Origin of the sequence: Deinococcus yavapaiensis KR-236, assembly GCF_003217515.1 — a bacterium.
Classification (GTDB): Bacteria; Deinococcota; Deinococci; order Deinococcales; family Deinococcaceae; genus Deinococcus_A; species Deinococcus_A yavapaiensis.
Genome location: NZ_QJSX01000016.1, coordinates 29,752 through 46,733, shown reverse-complemented (window position 1 = coordinate 46,733; position 16,982 = coordinate 29,752). Strand labels below are relative to the sequence as shown.

The window sequence follows — 16,982 nt, the reverse complement described above, 5'->3', positions numbered from 1 at the left end:
AGAATAGCGCGGTATGCGCGCTGAGTCAACGGTATTCGTGGTGCTCATCGACCCCGCCACGCGGAGCGTCTCGCAGAAATGCCACTTGGTGTCACTCGCAAGCGACGCCGTCCCCGTCCCGATCGAGCGTACGACTGTCCTGTGGCTCACCCACACGTCCCGCCGCCCGCACGGCCGAACCGTTCGCGAACGGGACGTTCGACGACGGCAACGACGTGACTGGGACGGCCTTCGCTTGACCAAGAAACGATGGACGCGTGATTCCTGAAATTCCCTGAACGCAACGCCCCTGCCAATCACGCCCACCCACCGATACTCTGATTTCATGGCCACGTCGCCCTCCCACCCGTTCGGTGCGTCCGAGGAGGTGCATCGTCTCGCCGCTCTTGAAGCGTTCGTCGAGTTCACCATCGCCATTGGATCGCACTCCGACCTCCTCGAAGTCGTGCAGCAAGCCATTCGCGTTCTGCAAGCGCGCTTCCCGAACGGCAGCGCCGTGTACTTCGAGCGAGATGAAGACTTGTGGAAAGCACGGGTGTGCAGCGTCGACATGAGCGAAGAACTCGCGGCCGTTTTGCAAGCAGGCTTGCCGAGCACCACTCCTTCGATTGCGCAAGCACTTCAAGAATGTGACCTCGCGTTCACGAACGCTTGGAACCCGGAACGCGAACAAGTTCCGAACACGGAAGAGTACGGCACGGTCGTGAGCGCCCCCTTGATTCGCCGGGGTCACCCCGAAGGCATCTTCAGCTTCGGGTTGCGAGACGTGCAAACATGGACGGAAGCGGATGCCAGCTTGGTTCGCGCGGTCATGCTTGGCCTCAACCTCGCTTACGAACGGGTCGACACCACCGAGCAATTGCGGCGGCAAGCGGCACAACTCGAAGCGCGCACGAACGCCTTGGAAGCCTTCGCTGAGTTGTCACGAGAATTCGCCCTCGAAATGGATCGCGTCTCGCTCGTGCGGCGCGCTCAAGAAATCGTCTTGGGACTCCTCCCGCAGGGATACGCCGTGTACTACGAACTCGACGGCGCCGTGTGGCGTCTTCGTTCGCAAACTGGAGAGCTCGGCAACGCGGACTTGCAAGCGTTCGTCAACGCGGGCATTCCACGTGAAGCGCCGTCCCTCATGGGTCCGTACACCTCCGGCCACCCCGAATACCAAGATGAATACGCCAAAGGAGCGGACACACCCGCGGAGGCGGTGCGGCACGTCAACACGATCGCGGTACTGCCCGTGCACGTGCACGGGACGTGCGTCGGTCTGTTCTGCGTGGGTTTATTCGAGCGGCGCCCATGGACGAGCATCGACAAGACGATCTTGGAAACGGCGACGTACAAACTCGGCATTGCCCTCGAGCGCTCCCTTGGCTTGTTGCAACTGGCGGAGGAACGTCAGAAGCTCGCCGTGGCAAACGAGGAACTCGAAGCGTTCGCGTACAGCGTGTCGCATGATCTTCGTGCGCCCGTGCGGCACATCACGAGTTTCAGTCACATGTTGCGTAAAACGGTTGGGGAGCATTTGGCGTCGAAAACCAGTCAGTACCTCACGATGATCGACGACGCGGCAGAACGCATGAACGTCCTGATTGACGCGATGCTTGATTTGTCCCGCCTCGCCCGCCTTCCGCTACGACTGGGTCCCGTGGATCTCGAAGCACTCGTGAACGCCGTGCAAATCGAGTTGGCATCGGACGTGCTGGAGCGGCAGGTGATGTGGCAGGTGTCTCCGTTGCCGCTCGTGATGGGAGACGCGGACTTGTTGCGGCAAGTGATGTGGAACTTGCTGTCGAACGCCGTGAAGTACACGCGTGGTGAGGACGTCACGGTGATCGAGGTGTGGGCGGAGAACCGCGAGGAGGAGTGGGTGGTGTTCGTGCGTGACAACGGCGCGGGCTTCGACGCGAAGTACGTCGACAAGTTATTCGGCGTGTTCCAGAGGTTGCATCGCGCGAATGAATTCGAAGGCGTCGGGGTGGGGTTGGCGAACGTGCGGCGCATCGTGCAACGTCATGGTGGGCGGGTCGCGGCGTCGGGCAGCGTGGGGGAAGGCGCGACGTTCAGTTTCACGTTGCCGAAGCAACCTTGATCCTCGTTGAACAGTGCTCGGCAAGACCGTGCAAGTTCCACGTCGTCGACGTTTGACAGCGGGTTTACACGTCGGCCTCCGTGGAGGACGCGCGAAGGTGAACGTGGAGGCTCGTTGACGTGTCACCGGGAGTAACGGACGAACGACGGGAAGGAGTGCAAGTGAAACGCCCCACTGATGAGAAGCGTCGTGGTGACCGTCCGTTGCAGGCAGGGTGTTGCAACACCGACCGCGCCGAAGCGATGTCGACCCAGTGTCGAAGTGCTTGCTGGTACGCGCATCGATCCAACGCGAACGGTCCGAGCGCGGCTTGACCAGCGGCGAATTCACGTGGTCGCCACCTCGACACGACCGCAGCAACACCGAGCTTTTGGCCGAATGGAACGAAGCGAACGCCGAACTCGACAAGATGTGGCCGTCGCTCCACCCCGAGCACTTCACGATCGACGCGTCCTGATTCGGGCGGCCGTCGTCGTCCGAACTGAACAAGGTGCTGCACCTGACCGACAACGCGGTGCATCACCGCGCGCAAGGCCATGAATCCCTGCGGCCGCTCGGCATCGAACCGCCCCCCTTCTACGAACGCGGTTGAACGAGGACCTCGAAGCCCTGCTCGCCGACGTCCTCGAGACGTGGTCCACCCATAACGACATCCACTTGGACCTGCTCCACTTGATGCCGAACGAAGACCGGACGGCCGTCATCCTGCTCGGGAACGGGCGAAGTTCATTTCGAAGCCGTCGATGACGAGGAATTCAAGCGTGACGCGTCACTGTACCGCCCACACCCCACCGCGGTCAGGCGTGTGCCGCGCGGCTCGAAGCGTGAACGCAAACGCTTCGAGCCGCGCGGTGAACGACAACGAGCAGTTGCCGCGTTACGCGACCTGTTGTGCAGCGCGACGTGACGACTCGGCGTACGACGAGCCCGTCGAGTGGTGGAAGCGCGCGAACCGCGACACGTACCCTCACCCTCTAGTGCTGACTTCACGCGCGACTATTTGCTGCGTCACAGCCGCAGCGTCGGTTGTTTCGGCCACGCCACCCAGAACGTCGCGCCTTGATCAGGTTTGCCTTCCGCCCACACGCGACCACCAACGCGTTCGCACGTTCTGCGCACCGTCACCAACCCCACCCCCGTCCCCTCGTACTCACTCGACGGATGCAACCGCCCGAACAACTGGAACAACTTGTCTTTGTGCCGCATGTTGAAGCCCACGCCGTTGTCCCGCACGCCAACGTGGTATTCCAACTCGGTCTCATGCGTCACGACGGACACCTGCGCTCGTTCTCGTGTCCGCGTGAACTTCAAGGCATTCGCGATCAATTCATCGAAAATGAGGAACAGCGCGCGGTTGTCACCTTGCACGGTCGGCAGAACGCGACTGGTCGTGCGCACGTCCCGATCCGCCATGATCGGCTCCGCGTTCTTCAAGACCTCGCTGAGGACCTTGTTGAGGTCCACGGGCTTGATCGTGAGTCGCATCTGTCGCAGTTGCATAAACCGATCCACGGACGCGAGCAAATTCAGGATTTGCAGCACCGCTCCCTCCATGTTCATCAGGTTGTCCTCGACCGCTTCAGCGCGCTTTTCTCGCGCCGCTCGGTGCAGCTTGAAGAAGTTCAAAGCGCGCGCGACCGGAAGGTGCAACTGCTGAATGAACGTCAAGGTGACGTTTTCGAGGTCCTGCATGAGGTGCCGTGTTGTGCGCGCCTGCTCACGCAGTTGCTGCTCGTAATTGGCATTGTCGTTCAGCAGGGTCTGCTGCGCCCGTTTATGCGCTGAGATGTCCGTCGCGATGACCAGCAGATGCTCCACTCCATCTCGTTGCTGCGTGCGCAGTTGAACGAGGATGTCGATGGGCGTGTCCTGCGCGTTGACGACTTGCACGTCGCCGTGATGCACCAAAGCGTCTTCGAAGGCGAGGGTGCTGAGCAGCGCGAACGACGATTGGGAGGTGGACGGCAAAAACGAGATCCAAGAGCGGCGCAGCACGTCCTCGCGGGTACGACCGAGCAGGCCATGACCGGTGACGTTGACATCGACGATGCGGCCTTGCGAGTCGAGCAGGAAGTACGGAGCGGGCGCTTCGTTGAACAGGGCCACCGCGCGTTGCTGGCACGCTTGCAGTTCGCCTTCGAGGGTGAGCACGCGCGCTTGAAGCGAGCTCAATTCGTCAGTTGACAACGGAAGACCTGTCTTTCGTGTGGACGCGTCCATGATCAGGGCGATGAATTGAGGAACGTGTCGAAGCGCGGGGGGACCGGGACGCTCTGGGCGTGTACGGTCAAGGAATCAACGGAAGGTCGGCGTGGCTCGTCATTCTTCACGTCGCTTGCCGTGGAGCGCGAAGAGGTCGCTTGCCCGTCCTTCTGGAACGCCGACTGAACGCCCCATCGTTTGCAGGCATCAAGAGTTGACGAAAGCCGCGTGCTCCACGGCCACCAAAGAAAGTCAAGCGCTCTCCACCTGTCGCACAACGCCCTCCATCAAACGTTGGGCGTTTCTGCGCCATCATCGCTCTGAGCTTGTTGTTCCACTTCACGCTCACGGTGATGCCGCTGCTCGATCTGCGCGCGCAACCGCGCAATTCGCTCTTGCGTCTTCGCCGCGGCCGCTTCGAATCCCGTGGTGCGCGCCCGCAACACGTCCGCGGCCGCTTCCAATCGCGCGACTTCCTGCGCGTCCCGCACGGCGCGCTCTTCCAACTCGGCCAGGTGTGCGTGCGCGACCAACGCCTCGTGTTCCAGCTGTTCTTGCTGCTCGGCGTGCGTCGTCCCACTCACTTCCAACGCGCGAATCCGATTCAGGGCGTCCTGACCGATTTGGTCGAGGTGCAGCAAGGCGCGCTCGGCCCCTTCCTGCTTCGCTTGTTGGAGATGCGCGTGCGCTTGCGTGCTGATGCGTTGCAAAGTGGTGATTTGATCGACGTTGCTGGCTTGATCGAGTGCCAAGGAGATCAACGCCTGCAAGTCGGCGGCTTGGCGTTGCACCATTTGGCTGAGGGGAGACAGCACCTGCACGCTGATCTCTTCGACGGGCGTGCCACGCACCTCCGCCAAGGCTTGCTGAATGCTGTCTCGCAAGCGGTCGGCGGTCTCCAATTGAGTCCACGACGACTGCACGATGTTCTCCAACGTGGTGACGTGCGGTTCGGCCGCGTGATGAAGGTCCATGAGAGGCAGGGCGTGCAGTTGCTGCAAAGTGGTCGCCAACACTTGATGGAGCGACGACGTGAAGAGGATTTGCTCACGGCCCGCGTTGATCAGGCGTTCAAGGACGTCTCGTTGAGCGAATCCTGCATTGCCGACGTGCTCGCGCGCGGCGGCGAAAACGGCATGCTCGGTGGCAGCGCGGACATCGTCAGGTGGGTTTGACATAGCAGGAGGATCGCCATTTCTATGGACAAGCAGAAGTTGAAAAGGACGTTTCAGACGCGCGAAACCAGGTCCGATTGGCTTGATCGAGGACCCGAGTGGGTCCTCTCGGGCATTGAAGGGACTTACCAGCGGTCGTCGCGACGCTGAGGACGATCGCCGTCCTCAGGGACGGGCGCGGCCTTGGTCACGACGATGCCTTTGGCTTGCGGGCCTTTGCCACGCTGACCGGCTTCCACTTCGAAGTCAACTTCGTCACCTTCGTTGAGCTTCTTGTAACCCGAGCCTTGAATCGCGCTGAAGTGCGCGAAGACGTCAGGGCTACCTTCCGTTTGGATGAATCCGAAGCCTTTGTCCGCGTTGAACCATTTCACTGTACCTGAAGCCATGTTGTACTCCTCGTATTCCAACAACGAAGCGGCGCACGAAGAATTTCTTCGTGCGCCGCTCATTCACTGCGTACATTGGAAAACTACTTCGTCAGTCTACTTGGTTTGACGTCACGTCAAACAAGGTGAGCTTACAAAGTTTTTTTACGCTGCGAACTCGGTGTTGTCACCGTGCGTTTCTTGCGCCGCGTTTGCGCTGGTTCGTCGTCGATCTCGCGTGCCTGCGTTCTCGCGTCACGCGCCCGCTTGACTTCCACCAAGATCAGTAAGAGGGTGTTTGGTCAGCCTCAGGACGCACGTTTCATCAATCGGATCATCATCAATCAAATCATCCCTCGGCCTGCTGCTCCTCGCCATCAGCGCGATCGGCACCTTCTACCTCGTGACGCTGTTCGTGCAGTCCATCCTCGGGTGCAGCCTCTTCCGCATGGGCCTCGCGAAGCTGCCGTTCGCCGTCGGGATCGCCTCGACGCGAAGCTCGTGTTCCGCGTCGCGCGTTCGCCACGACCGACATGCTGATTCCCGCGGCGGCCGTACTGTGACTGTCGAGCATGGAGTCGCACGCGAGCGACGCCCTGAACCTCCTGCCAGGCAGCGTCGCGACCGCATTCGGATTCGGGTTGAGCTTGACTTTCACGGTCGTGCACGGCGTGCGTGACGAGGAGTCCGGTGTGACGTCGGCGCTTCAGAACACTTCGCGGCACATTGGCGTGGGCGTGCTGTCCGCGATGGCCGTCATGACGACCGCGGCGACGCTGCCGAACGCCTTTGAGCGGCAACGACGAATGACCCGCGCGCCCTGATGACCGCCCAGGCCCTGCGTGAAGTGTTCATCACGCTTCACGCGTACGAAGACACGTCTGCCCTTGATGACTTGACGTTGCTTGCTCGGGGCGTGGCCAACGACGCACGAAACGGCGCGTGCACCCTTCACTCGGAATCGTTGCGGGTTGCACGGTTCGGCCTTCATTGACGAGAAGCGCGGTCGGTCAGTCCAGCAGCAACGGCACTTTCGGCCACGAGAACCAGAAGGTCGCGCCACTTCCCGGCTTGCCTTCGCCCCACGCGCGTCCCCCGAAGCGTTCACACAAGCGTCGCACGCACACCAAGCCCAAGCCCGTTCCTTCGTACTCACCGGACGGATGCAGTCGACCGAACATCTTGAAGAGTTTGTCCTTCGAGCGCATGTTGAATCCCACCCCGTCGTCCTGCACGCCAATGCGGTACTCGCCGTCCGTTTCCTCGACGCGCACTTGCAAGCGAAGCACGTCGTGCGACCGCGAGAACTTCAAGGCGTTCGACACGTACTCGAACAAAATCAAGTGCAACACTTGACTGTCACCTTGCACGGTCGGCAACGACGGAGGATCGAAGCGAACGTCGCGGCCCTTGAGGAGGGCTTGCATGTCTTTGCTGACTTCGCGCAGCACGTGGTTGAGGTCGACGTCGCGCACGCGCACCCGCATGCTGCGCGTGCGCATGTACTGCTCCAGGGAGTTCAGCAACGACAACGCTTGCTGCACGGCTCCATCGGCCCGTGATACGTTTTCGTCCTCTTCCCTCGGCTCTTGAGGCTGGTCGCGGCGGTGCAACCACAAGAAGTTCTGCGCGCGGCTGAGGACGGTGCGCAACTCGTTGTCCGTCGCGTTGATGACGTGCTCGAACTCCTCGTTCAATCCTTGGATGCGGGCGGTGCGTTGACGCAGTTGACGTTCGAGGTGCGTGTTGACGTCGGACAGGTGTTGATGCGCGCGCTTGAAGGCGTCCACGTCCGTCAAGGTGAGGTAGCAGGTGGGCGCGCCGTTCACGTCGAAGGCCACGGCGTCCACGGCGACGTCCCGCACGGTACCGTCATGCCGCAGGAGTTGTACTTCCTCGCGGTGCACGCCGGGCGTGTCGAACACGCGCCGAAGAAGCGCGCTGAGCGTGGAGTGCGACGCGGGCGTGAGGAAGCGCGTGAAGGCCTGCCCGACGAGGGGAGCGTGCTCGGCTTCGAGCAGGGCGCGTCCTCGTACGTTGACGTCGTGAATGCGGCCGTGCGGGGTGAGCAGCAGGGCGGCGTTGGGCGCGTGCTCGAACAAGGCGCGCTCACTTCCTGGTGTGGCGTGCGGGTCCGGCGGCGCTTCGTTGGAAGCGGCGCGTGTGTGGTCGCCGCTCGTGTCGTCGTGGGTCATGGGTTGGCCTCGAAGTGGAGGGACACCCGGTGGGAACTTCAAGTCCAAGGAGTGAAGCTGAGCGACGCTCAGCAGTGAGACCAGCGTACTCTTTTGTGGCCGTGATCACAGGTCATGGCTCGCATTGCCGATGAGCGTGCAAGCCATGACCTGTGGTCGCAACCCTGCCGTTCGAACCTGGATTGGTGATGGCCAAGCGTTCAGGGAGGCCGCTCAGTTGAATCGGTTGGAAGCGCGCGTTCCATCGGGCAGCGGGAGCTTCACCATGAGTCGTCGTAGAGAGCATCGAATGCGGCGCGGACATCATGCGGTTCGTATTGAACGAAGATCAGCACGCGCGCGGCCGTCAAGCTCAAGCGCAAATGCGGTGGAATGCCGTACGCCTTGTCGCCTCGCACGAAGACGGCTTCGACGCGGCACTTGCGGGCACGGAGAGACGCGAGTCGTTCGCGTTGGTCATCCGTCCGCATCTCCTCTCACCGTTCGACGGCCGCGCTCGTCAAGCCCAGTGTGTGAGTGTACGTGTTGACCTTCGAGCCGCACCCACGCACGTTCTTCACGCGTTCTTCGCGTTCTCGTCGATCGCCCTTAGCACGCCACGAACGACTGTTCATCGCAAGTGGTGAAGGCCGTAGAAGCGCGACAACACACTTGGAAGGCAGCCGTCCGTGCGACGGGCGTACCGTCTGGTGTGGACGACGCTCCTGAATTGCTCGAACTCTTCGCGTGGGCGAGGAACGCGACGAAGGACGCCGAGCACATCGCCAAGACGTACGGCGTTCAGGAAGGCCGTGGCGTTGTCCCTGCGTGTGTTCGAGGTGGAGACGGCCGAGGAGCTGCTCGAACGCGAACGCCTCGCCGTCGATCTCACCGCCTCGATTCAGGATCGTACGTGAAGCCCATCGACCGTGACGGCAGTTCTGTCGTTGACGGCCGGGTTGCGAGCCCGTGCGTGATCTCGTCGAGACGGACCGTAGATCGAGGAGCGGCCACGCGACGCTGCGTTCGTCGGCGCGGGCCGATTCATCGGGGTTGAAGTTGCTTTGACCGATCACCTACGACATCACAAGACCGGGAATGTCCTTCCTTGTGAACGTGGTTGCCCCTGCGGGGAACGTGAACGCCTTGACCGTGTGGTCGCTCTTCACGGTGTGGTTCATGTCGCGCGGCTTGTTTTGAGGCGGCGCGATGTCAGCGCGGGTCTTCATGACGTTCAAGGTTCCTGGTCGAGCCATCGAATCACGGAGAACGGTTGCGGTTGCTGCACGTCACGATGCAATTCGGGTTCTTGAAGGTCCGGCTGCTCGGGACGTTCAGAGGGCGCTCCGGACGAGCCAACACAGCGGTGACGAAGGCGAGTGCCGTCAAGGACAGCTGACAAGGCAATCTTTCAGGAGGAATCTCACAGGAACGAGCGTGCACCACCGTTTTCACAAGTTCGGCAGCGCTTGTCAAGTCGCGCTGGAATGAACAAGGTTGGCAACGAGCGGCGGTATGAAAGCTTTCAGTCGAGCAGCTCGCGAGGCGGCTCCGGCAAGGTCAGCTTGACCATCGCATCATGGCACAGCGCGTCGAACCCCACGCGGATATCGTGGGCCTCGTTTCTGAACGCGAGTTGCAAGCTGTCGACCATGACGCTGAGTCGCACGTGCGCCTCGATGCCCTTGGCCGCATCAGCCGCAACGAACACCGCCTCGACTTTGCAGTGACGTGCCCGCAAGGCTTCGAGCTTCTCGCGCTGCTCGTCCGTCAGTGCGCGCTCCCAGGTGTTCACAACGTCCTGATTCACGCGGGAAGTCTAGCGACGGAACATGTAAAGCGTCCCACTCGCTCTTCAGTGAAGCTCCATCGTTGAGAAGGGGGGAACGCGCGGTCGTGCATTGCCGCCTTCAACGCGTTTCAAGCGCGTCCCTGCCTGCGCGTCCTCGTCGAAGATCCCCGCGGTCTCCTCGCGCGCCGACGCCTGGTGCGGCAACGGACGATCCGGCGTCACGAGGCACGTGGACGAGCGGGCACGGCTTGCAGTGCGCGTTGACGGTGCGTGGCGAGGCGCGCCACGCACCGTCAGCGCGCGTCGCTGTGATGAAGGTGAGCGTCTCGCATGGGCGTCACGCCTTGCAAGCGTCGGTCGTCACGACGAGAAGACGAACTGTGCGACACGACGAGCTGATCACGTTCCAAACGTGACTTTTGCTGAGATTCACGTTCCAAGATGCCTTCAGGTCGTTGTAGGGTGACGTGCGACCTGCACTCGTAGCCTCGGGTATGTCCGAAATGATCTTGGGATGGGAAGACAAGCTCGACGAGCCGCACCGCGAGATGCTGGAGTGGATGCGAACGCACAAGGCGAACGTGTACCTGATGGCCGCTCCGGAAGACACGTTGCACGATCTTCCAAGGGAAGTGGTGTTGGAAGTGCTGCTCGACAAGCACGGCGTGTTCAAGTTGCGTGGTCACGAGCGCGAACTTGGCACGATGATCGAGCATGCGTACGCGACGGTCCAAAACGTCTTCGACTTCATTCGGAATCGGTAGTGTCGTCGCGCGCCACGTCACGTGAGCAAGGCAAGGAGTGAAGCGTTCGCACTTCAAACGGCTGCTCGTGCGAAGGCGGCGAGTGTCGTTGCGGAGCGCGCCGCCGAGGCAGACAACGGTGAGGTGGACAAGGAAGCCTTGGGCTTGAGCGTCGCGCCGTTGCCGGTGATGACCTTTGAGGCGTTCACTGCCCTTGAGCGTGCTGCCGTGCGGTTGGCCGCGCGGATTCAAGATCAGCAGTGAGAACAGCTTCGAGGTGGGGTTCCCAAGCAGTGCAGGCATTGAAGAGTTCACGAGCTACGGCGCTGGCAGCACGAACTACGAGCGTGTCCTGGCGTTGAGGAAGCGACACGCCATGGGTCTTCTCGAAGCCAGCATTGCCCGCGCTTGATTTGCCTGTGCTTGCGCCATTCTCGCTCGCGTTTCCATTCGCCGTGTCTGCGCGCCACTCCTGCGTCAGTGAGTCGGTGACGTTGCCTCGTTCGCCTCTGGCAGCAACTTCAAGGCGTCCCAACTCAACGCGTGGACTGGGAACGCGTCGATCCACGGCAAGATCATCCACACGTCGCCGTACGAAAGCCACGGCCGTGCGTGCCGTCGCGGAACGGCTCGCGTGGCCGTTGCTGCTCGAAGCCATGCCGGTCGAGCACGGCGTGCGTGCTCGATCGTGCCTTCGAATTAAAAGCCGTCTTGTACCGACCCGTTCAGCCCGAACGGGGACGGCGGGGTGATGCGCCCGCACACGTTTGTCTCGTTCGGGTGCAACCACGGTTCCCACAGCTGACCGCTCGAGCGCCGCGCGAACCACACGTGGCGCTGACGTCAAGTCAACGTTCTCGGCAGGGTCAGCGTGACCGTCGCCCTACGCGCAAGCGGCCCTGCCGCCTCCAATCGTCCAGCGTGACGAGCGATGATTCACCGCACGTTCGCCAGTCCTACCCGCGCCGCTTCGTACTCCTCGTGCAACCACCCGGACACTTGAAACGGTCGTTCGGTGTCCGTCGAGTTGAACTTGATGCCGTTGTCCTCCTCGCGGACGGTCACCTTATGCATGCGCACCTTGGCGTGCACATCACCAGTTCGACATCCGACCGAGCGAACGTCCGCGCGTTCGTGAGCGCCACTCGCTACAGCGGCGGATCTTCCCGCGCGATTGGCAGCGCCTCGTCGATATCTCAGCGGACGTTCCGCTTGCCGTGCACCAACGTGAAGTCTGAGCGCACTTGGAGGGCGGGTACCTTCAGCGGCACGTTCCGCTTCTGCAACTCGCGAATCTGCACGTACGCCACGTTCGACGAGTCGTTGACGCGACGGGTTTCCTCATGAGTTGCCGCGAAGTGCGGCGGCATGCGGTCCTCGTCGGATATCAATTCGTGACGCTGCGCGCGTCGGAGTTGGCAATGAACAGCGCGGCGGCGCCGAGCAGGGCCGCCGTTTCGTACAAGTCGGTGGGCGTCACGTGCACGCCCGGGGCGTGCAGGCGCAGCTCGGTCTGGAGGGGCGATTGGAACAGCGTGAAGGCGCGGGAGAGGTTACCGCCGAGCACGAGGCGCTCCGCGTGAAACGCGTTCAGGACGGGTGCGAGTACCTCTGCGATGTCGTAGCCAAGGTGCGTGAAGACAGTTCGGGCCTCGCTGTCGCCCGCGAAGGCGGCGTCGGCGAGCCGTTCGGGAGTCAAGTGGCGGCCGGCGCGCTGCTGGTAGGCGTGCGTGAGGGCCGCGCCGGAAATGAAGTCTTCGGCGACGCCACCGCGCAGCGGGAGGTGCCATACGGTTCCGCCGTCGGGAACGCCGTGCCCGCCGTGCAGGGTGACGCCACTGCGGACGAAGCCGCTGCCGAAACCCGTGCCGAGCGTGATGCCGACGACGCGTTGCGCGCCGCGCGCGGCGCCGCCCCACCATTCGCCGAGGGCGAACAGGGCGGCGTCGTTTTCGAAGCGGATGGGCGCGTTGGCGAGGGGACCGTCTTGCCACGCGTTCCTCAAGGCGCGTCGGACGTTCAGGCCGTGCAGCGCGCGGAACTTGCGTGTCATGAGGGACACGCCTTGCGCGTAATCGAACGGGCCGGGCATGGCGATTCCGATGCCCGTCACGGCAAGGGAATCCGCGGCGGCGAGGGCGTGAAGGCCGACGTTGGCCCAGGCGTGCACGAGGTCGAGGGCGGGCGCGTCGTGAGGAATTGCGATGCGCGTCACGCTCGAGTGGTGCAGGGCGCGGGCGGTGGTGTTGACGATGGCGGCCGTGACGTGCCCGCCGCCCACGTCGAGCGCGAGAACGAAAGGACTCGGGGTGTTCACGCACCTCCACGGCCGGGTTTGACGAACGCGAGGACGACCGTGGCAGGTCCGTTCTCGCTCGTGAGGCGGTACGAGCGGGCGGCGGCGGGCACGACGAAGGTTTCCGCGAAGCGGTACGTCGCGTCGGGCGCGCCGTTCACTTGCACGCGTACGCTCGTACCGGACACGACGGCGAGCACGTGGCAGCGGTCGTCGGTGGAAAGGTGCGCGGTGCCGCTGAGGTGGACGCGGTGCACGTCGTAGAAGTGCTCCGGGTGCGTGGGGAGCTGCCAGCGCTCCCAGCCGTCACCTGATTCAAGCACGACTGGGACGCTGAGGAGTTCGCGCGCCGCGCGTTCGCCTTGACGCTCGAAATCGAGGTTGTCGAAGGCGCGCGTGATGTTGAGGGGCCGTGGGTTGCCGTCGAGGTCGAGTCGCAGCCAGTCGTACAGCTTGAACGTGAAGATGTACGGCGTGGCGCTGATCTCGAGTACCAAGCTGCCTGTTCCGGAGCAGTGCACGGTGCCGTTCGGAATCAAGAACAGGTCGCCCGTGTGCGCGGGGTGCCGTTGCACGTACTGCTCGACGTTCACCGCTTCGCCCGTGGCGAGGCTGTGCTCTAGGTCGCGGCGGAACGCGTGCGGATCCACACCTTCTTGGAAGCCGAGGTAGACGTGAGCCCCTTCGTCGGCGTGCAGGATGTAATACGTTTCGTCTTGCGTGAAGGTCTCGCCGAAGTGCGCGCGGAGGTACTCGGGCGTGGGATGCACCTGGAGGCTGAGGTTGCCGCCTTCGACGGTGTCGAGCCAGTCGAAGCGGATGGGGAACGCGGTGCCGAAGCGCGCGAACGCCTCGCCGAGCACGTCGTTCCCGGCGTGCAGCATGAGCCATTCGAACGCGAGTTCGAGCAGCCCGCCGCCCGCGAGCAGCAAGCCGTTTTCAGGCGCGATAAGTTCGAAGCTCCACGCGAGGTTCGGCGCGTCCGGCGCGAGGTTTGGAAGCAGGCGTTTGATCCACTGCCCGCCCCACGGGCCAGGCTCGAACCACGGGCGTGCGCGGAACGGTCGCCGTGCCAAGGCGTGAAGTGCGTCTCGCACGTCGGCCGCGTCCGCGAAGGTTGGTTCGTCCGGGCGTTGCGCGTCCACGAAGACTTCCACGCGATGCAGCACGTCGCGCTTGTGACGCGCCAGCACCGGCCAGTCCACGAAGTAGCTGCGTTTGTACGCCTCTTTCGGCGGCGCGGCGTCCATCCTGCCGAGGTTCGTGGGGATGCCGGCGCGCGCGCGAAACTGCACCTCGTTCTTCGGGAGTTCCACGTACACGAGCGCGGCTGTCGGGGCGAGCAGGGCTGCGCCTGGTCCGTACACGACGCGAAGGTCCGCGTGGGGCGAGCCGAGGTCGGCTGTTTCCTCGAAGAAATCTGCGAGGACCAGGGGGCAGCGCGTGCCGAACAACGGGTCGTTCCCGCCAAGGTACGGTCGTACGAGCGCGTCGAGGTCGCGCGGCTTTTTGAAGGCACGGCGTGCGTCGAGCCATTCGGCGCGCTTGCCGAGGGCGAGGAGGGCCACGTCGAGTCGGTCGCGCAGATCATCCCACAGCACGCCCGGCATGCCGTCGAGGGCGATGGCGTCGTGGCGAGCGAGGCGCCCTGCGAGCGCGTCGAATCCGATTTGCACGGCGTTCGGGGTGAGGTCGACGGTCGGGTACGGGTCGTACGCGCTCACGGGGCGCGGAGCGCGGGCGGGCGCGAGGGGTTGCGTGGTACGGCGGTACGTCATGAAGGTACGTGTTCCTCACACACGGACGGGAGTTCTTGGAAAGGTTCTTCTCAAAAGTCGGCGTTCCCAACGCGAACCAACCTGGCTGATCAATCTGAATCGATTTGCCTTGGTGACCGCGCAAGTTCGTCTTCAACGCACGGCCCGCCTTATGGGTCGTTCAAGTCGGAGGGGTCACCTCGCCAAAGTACCAGTCGAGAGCTCGACCAACCGCTGATTTTAACGCTGATGTACGGGGGAGGTGGCACGCGCACGTGCGGGCGCGAGCGTGCACGCGGACCGGTCCGTCCGGAGTCGAGGACGTCGAACGTCGTGATGCGGCGGGTGTTCGAATGCAATGGCGTGGTGCGGTCGTCCGAGCAACGGCAACTCGTGTTACCGTCGAGCGAGGTGACCGGCGTGTCAAGTTGAAGGTTGGGCTGCAGCGGTCGCCGGTCACGAAAGGCAGACATCGACTTTATGGTCATCGAGGGTACGCGCGTGGTTGAACGAGTTCAAATGACGCAAGGTGCGCTGTGAACGCCGCACCAACGCGCTTCTGGCTTTGCGCGTGTTGCCGTGCAACTTGATTTGTTTGCGTTGTTCGTCGCGTGCGTATAAGTGACAGGACCCGTCGTATTGAACTTCGGTCGACCGTCCGAGTTTCGTACGCAGCAGTTCGAACAGGACCGCAGAGCCTTGGCTAAACGTCGCACGTTCGAGCAAATCGCTGAGCGTACGATCGTCCCTCGGCGGCTTCACGGCGATGGCGGCGAGGAGTTCGCGCACTTCGTTGACGGTGATGGCGTGCGTGGACGGTTCGAGGATGCGGATCCGCACGGTGTCGTCTTCGCGCACGTCGAAGCTGGGTGGATTGAATTGTCGAGACAAAGGGCGTGACAGTCAACACGTGAGTCACGGAGTTGGGGAAGGTGAAACGTTGAGCGGGAAAGGCGGCGCACTTTTTACGGCTTTGAAGTCCTTGCCGTTGGGCAAGGAAGAAAGCGCCCTTCTGGGGCGCTGGTAAGGAAAGGATCGCGTCGTCTGCCTCACTGTTCAGCCGGACGGTCTTTCGGGGACGCGATGAGCCCTCAAGGTCATTCGCGTTGCAGCCCTCTTCCTTGGTGTCACCGGCCAGTCTCGATGTTCGGTGTATGACGCGCCGATTACTTGTGCTGGCTCGGGTCATCTGCTGGATTGAGGTATTCGATGTCGAGCGGGCCTGCCCCTGTGAATTGTACGACCGTGACGCCGTCCACCCAGGCGAAGTGGTGGTGTCCGGCCATGAGCGTCGTGTAGCCTCCCGCCATGAGCGTCGTGCCTTTGGACGGATCGAGGGTATCTCCAGGAGCGACGTGGAAGCGTCCTGAAATGACGGTGGCTGCTTCATCCGTCGAGTGCTTGTGAGGTGCAATGACGGCGCCTGCTGGGAACTTTAGGCGGATCGTGGCGATGCCGCCCGCTTTGGACGGGTCACCTTGCAGCACGATGATTTGCGTTCCGGCGGGCAGGTTGGGCGGGCCGGGTTGCCACTTCATGTTGGAAGTGTTCATGGCCACGTCGGGCGTGGATGTGCTCTGCGCGGACAAGGCGGTCATGGAAAGGACAAAGACGGCAGGGACGGTCAGGGCGAAGGCGGTCGTGCGTGGCGTGCCTTGCATGGTTCCTCCTGGGCGTCGGTCAAGCGCCCTCTTGCTTTCAGGCAGGGGCGGCAGGGATGAACGGAACGTTCCGTGGCGTCGCTGCGACACTTCACGGTACGGCGGATGAGGGCTGGTTTGGACGCAGATGAACCAATTCTTCTTCACGGCAGGCTCATTCGTCGCGCAATGGGAACGTCATCCGCCTGGCAAGAAGGTGAACGCCGCGGGAAACACCAAGCGGGAAGGACGGCGCTCTTTTTACGCCTTCAAGCGTTCGCCGCCAGACAAAGAAGAACGCGCCCTTCTCGAGCGCTGATCAGGAAAAGATCGTGTGGGCTGCGCCGTGAGTCGACGCTCTTCGTAACGCTGATCGAGCGTACCTTCTTCGAGGCTGACACGAAGCAAGCGCCTTCCAGTCGAAGGCGCTTGCAAGGATGGTCAGGAATCCCGGACGAGTTGATTCCGGCTGGGCATCCTGTCGGAATCACGATGATCGAAGTACAACCTCCTCCCCGTCTTCAACGCCGCGGTAACTTCCATCTCTGCTTCGGTCATGTCGTTCGAGCCGTACCAGGGAGATCGCAGGGCTTCTTGTCTGACCCGGCGTGGTTGTACGTTCTTGTACGTTCGAGTGCGGCCGCGTGGAGAGCTTGGAGGCGTTACGGCTCGAGTTGAAGCGCATCACACGAAGCAGTCCGCCGCTCCGGAGTTGGCATGGAAGGAATGGCCTCACTTCTGCACTT

General features: G+C 62.6%; 18 protein-coding genes. 5 read left to right on the top strand and 13 right to left on the bottom strand.

The features are described 5' to 3' along the window. Positions 1–91 precede the first annotated feature (91 nt). Complete coding sequence (locus tag DES52_RS17710; RefSeq protein WP_110888251.1) at positions 92–373, bottom strand: excalibur calcium-binding domain-containing protein; 282 nt, start codon at positions 371–373, stop codon at positions 92–94. Between DES52_RS17710 and DES52_RS17705 the strand changes: the two genes are divergently transcribed. From DES52_RS17705 to DES52_RS17695, 3 genes are all read left to right on the top strand, one after another. Further along, positions 326–2,089, top strand: coding sequence for a sensor histidine kinase (locus DES52_RS17705; RefSeq protein ID WP_110888170.1), 1,764 nt, complete (start codon positions 326–328; stop codon positions 2,087–2,089). The two genes, DES52_RS17710 and DES52_RS17705, sit on opposite strands and share 48 nt — an antisense overlap. 310 nt (positions 2,090–2,399) lie before the next feature. Continuing rightward, positions 2,400–2,546: a hypothetical protein gene (locus DES52_RS23070; RefSeq protein WP_170131127.1), complete on the top strand. Its 147-nt coding sequence runs from the start codon at positions 2,400–2,402 to the stop codon at positions 2,544–2,546. A gap of 33 nt (positions 2,547–2,579) precedes the next feature. Beyond that, the gene (locus DES52_RS17695; RefSeq protein ID WP_281268583.1) at positions 2,580–2,681 is read left to right on the top strand and encodes a DinB family protein; all 102 of its coding nucleotides are present in this window, start codon (positions 2,580–2,582) and stop codon (positions 2,679–2,681) included. A gap of 416 nt (positions 2,682–3,097) precedes the next feature. Here DES52_RS17695 and DES52_RS17690 read toward each other — a convergent pair whose 3' ends face one another. From DES52_RS17690 to DES52_RS17680, 3 genes are all read right to left on the bottom strand, one after another. After that, positions 3,098–4,261: a sensor histidine kinase gene (locus DES52_RS17690; RefSeq protein ID WP_245901112.1), complete on the bottom strand. Its 1,164-nt coding sequence runs from the start codon at positions 4,259–4,261 to the stop codon at positions 3,098–3,100. A gap of 317 nt (positions 4,262–4,578) precedes the next feature. After that, a complete protein-coding gene (locus DES52_RS17685; RefSeq protein ID WP_110888167.1) occupies positions 4,579–5,469 on the bottom strand; it encodes a hypothetical protein in 891 nt (296 codons plus the stop codon). Positions 5,470–5,591: 122 nt separating this feature from the next. Further along, positions 5,592–5,855 carry a cold-shock protein gene (locus DES52_RS17680; RefSeq protein WP_110888249.1) on the bottom strand — a complete coding sequence of 88 codons (264 nt, stop codon included), beginning with the start codon at positions 5,853–5,855 and terminating at the stop codon, positions 5,592–5,594. Positions 5,856–6,406: 551 nt separating this feature from the next. On the opposite strand from DES52_RS17680, the gene DES52_RS17670 reads away from it, so the two are divergent. Then, a complete protein-coding gene (locus DES52_RS17670) occupies positions 6,407–6,658 on the top strand; it encodes a hypothetical protein (RefSeq protein ID WP_110888165.1) in 252 nt (83 codons plus the stop codon). A gap of 186 nt (positions 6,659–6,844) precedes the next feature. On the opposite strand, the gene DES52_RS17665 is transcribed toward DES52_RS17670, so the two are convergent. From DES52_RS17665 to DES52_RS17655, 3 genes are all read right to left on the bottom strand, one after another. After that, the gene (locus DES52_RS17665; protein ID WP_110888164.1) at positions 6,845–8,029 is read right to left on the bottom strand and encodes a sensor histidine kinase; all 1,185 of its coding nucleotides are present in this window, start codon (positions 8,027–8,029) and stop codon (positions 6,845–6,847) included. A gap of 260 nt (positions 8,030–8,289) precedes the next feature. Continuing rightward, the gene (locus DES52_RS17660) at positions 8,290–8,499 is read right to left on the bottom strand and encodes a hypothetical protein (protein ID WP_110888163.1); all 210 of its coding nucleotides are present in this window, start codon (positions 8,497–8,499) and stop codon (positions 8,290–8,292) included. Between the two features lie 1,034 nt (positions 8,500–9,533). Continuing rightward, a complete protein-coding gene (locus tag DES52_RS17655; protein WP_110888162.1) occupies positions 9,534–9,803 on the bottom strand; it encodes a hypothetical protein in 270 nt (89 codons plus the stop codon). 491 nt (positions 9,804–10,294) lie between these two features. Here DES52_RS17655 and DES52_RS17650 point away from each other — a divergent pair, with 491 nt between their 5' ends. Beyond that, complete coding sequence (locus DES52_RS17650) at positions 10,295–10,564, top strand: hypothetical protein (RefSeq protein WP_110888161.1); 270 nt, start codon at positions 10,295–10,297, stop codon at positions 10,562–10,564. Positions 10,565–11,479: 915 nt separating this feature from the next. Here DES52_RS17650 and DES52_RS23065 read toward each other — a convergent pair. From DES52_RS23065 to DES52_RS17625, 6 genes are all read right to left on the bottom strand, one after another. After that, positions 11,480–11,617, bottom strand: a complete 138-nt coding sequence (locus DES52_RS23065) for a hypothetical protein (RefSeq protein WP_170131126.1) — start codon at positions 11,615–11,617, stop codon at positions 11,480–11,482. Between the two features lie 122 nt (positions 11,618–11,739). After that, entirely contained in the window at positions 11,740–11,913 is a 174-nt protein-coding gene (locus DES52_RS23060; protein ID WP_170131125.1) for a hypothetical protein, read from the bottom strand. A gap of 17 nt (positions 11,914–11,930) precedes the next feature. Beyond that, the gene (locus DES52_RS17640) at positions 11,931–12,860 is read right to left on the bottom strand and encodes an ROK family protein (RefSeq protein WP_110888159.1); all 930 of its coding nucleotides are present in this window, start codon (positions 12,858–12,860) and stop codon (positions 11,931–11,933) included. Then, positions 12,857–14,617: a class I mannose-6-phosphate isomerase gene (locus DES52_RS17635; RefSeq protein WP_110888158.1), complete on the bottom strand. Its 1,761-nt coding sequence runs from the start codon at positions 14,615–14,617 to the stop codon at positions 12,857–12,859. The genes DES52_RS17640 and DES52_RS17635 overlap by 4 nt, the downstream gene beginning before the upstream one ends. A gap of 435 nt (positions 14,618–15,052) precedes the next feature. Further along, a complete protein-coding gene (locus DES52_RS17630; RefSeq protein ID WP_146237353.1) occupies positions 15,053–15,487 on the bottom strand; it encodes a hypothetical protein in 435 nt (144 codons plus the stop codon). 275 nt (positions 15,488–15,762) lie between these two features. Continuing rightward, on the bottom strand, positions 15,763–16,257 hold the full coding sequence (locus DES52_RS17625; RefSeq protein ID WP_110888156.1) for a cupin domain-containing protein: 495 nt from the start codon (positions 16,255–16,257) through the stop codon (positions 15,763–15,765). Between the last annotated feature and the right edge of the window lie 725 nt (positions 16,258–16,982).

Coding starts and splice junctions, on each gene's coding strand:
- DES52_RS17705 (WP_110888170.1), top strand. CDS start 326: ATGGCCACGTCGCCCTCCCACCCGTTCGGTGCGTCCGAGGAGGTGCAT.
- DES52_RS17710 (WP_110888251.1), bottom strand. CDS start 373: ATGCACCTCCTCGGACGCACCGAACGGGTGGGAGGGCGACGTGGCCAT.
- DES52_RS17685 (WP_110888167.1), bottom strand. CDS start 5,469: ATGTCAAACCCACCTGACGATGTCCGCGCTGCCACCGAGCATGCCGTT.
- DES52_RS17680 (WP_110888249.1), bottom strand. CDS start 5,855: ATGGCTTCAGGTACAGTGAAATGGTTCAACGCGGACAAAGGCTTCGGA.
- DES52_RS17670 (WP_110888165.1), top strand. CDS start 6,407: ATGGAGTCGCACGCGAGCGACGCCCTGAACCTCCTGCCAGGCAGCGTC.
- DES52_RS17665 (WP_110888164.1), bottom strand. CDS start 8,029: ATGACCCACGACGACACGAGCGGCGACCACACACGCGCCGCTTCCAAC.
- DES52_RS17660 (WP_110888163.1), bottom strand. CDS start 8,499: ATGCGGACGGATGACCAACGCGAACGACTCGCGTCTCTCCGTGCCCGC.
- DES52_RS17650 (WP_110888161.1), top strand. CDS start 10,295: ATGTCCGAAATGATCTTGGGATGGGAAGACAAGCTCGACGAGCCGCAC.
- DES52_RS23065 (WP_170131126.1), bottom strand. CDS start 11,617: ATGCATAAGGTGACCGTCCGCGAGGAGGACAACGGCATCAAGTTCAAC.
- DES52_RS23060 (WP_170131125.1), bottom strand. CDS start 11,913: ATGCCGCCGCACTTCGCGGCAACTCATGAGGAAACCCGTCGCGTCAAC.
- DES52_RS17635 (WP_110888158.1), bottom strand. CDS start 14,617: ATGACGTACCGCCGTACCACGCAACCCCTCGCGCCCGCCCGCGCTCCG.
- DES52_RS17625 (WP_110888156.1), bottom strand. CDS start 16,257: ATGCAAGGCACGCCACGCACGACCGCCTTCGCCCTGACCGTCCCTGCC.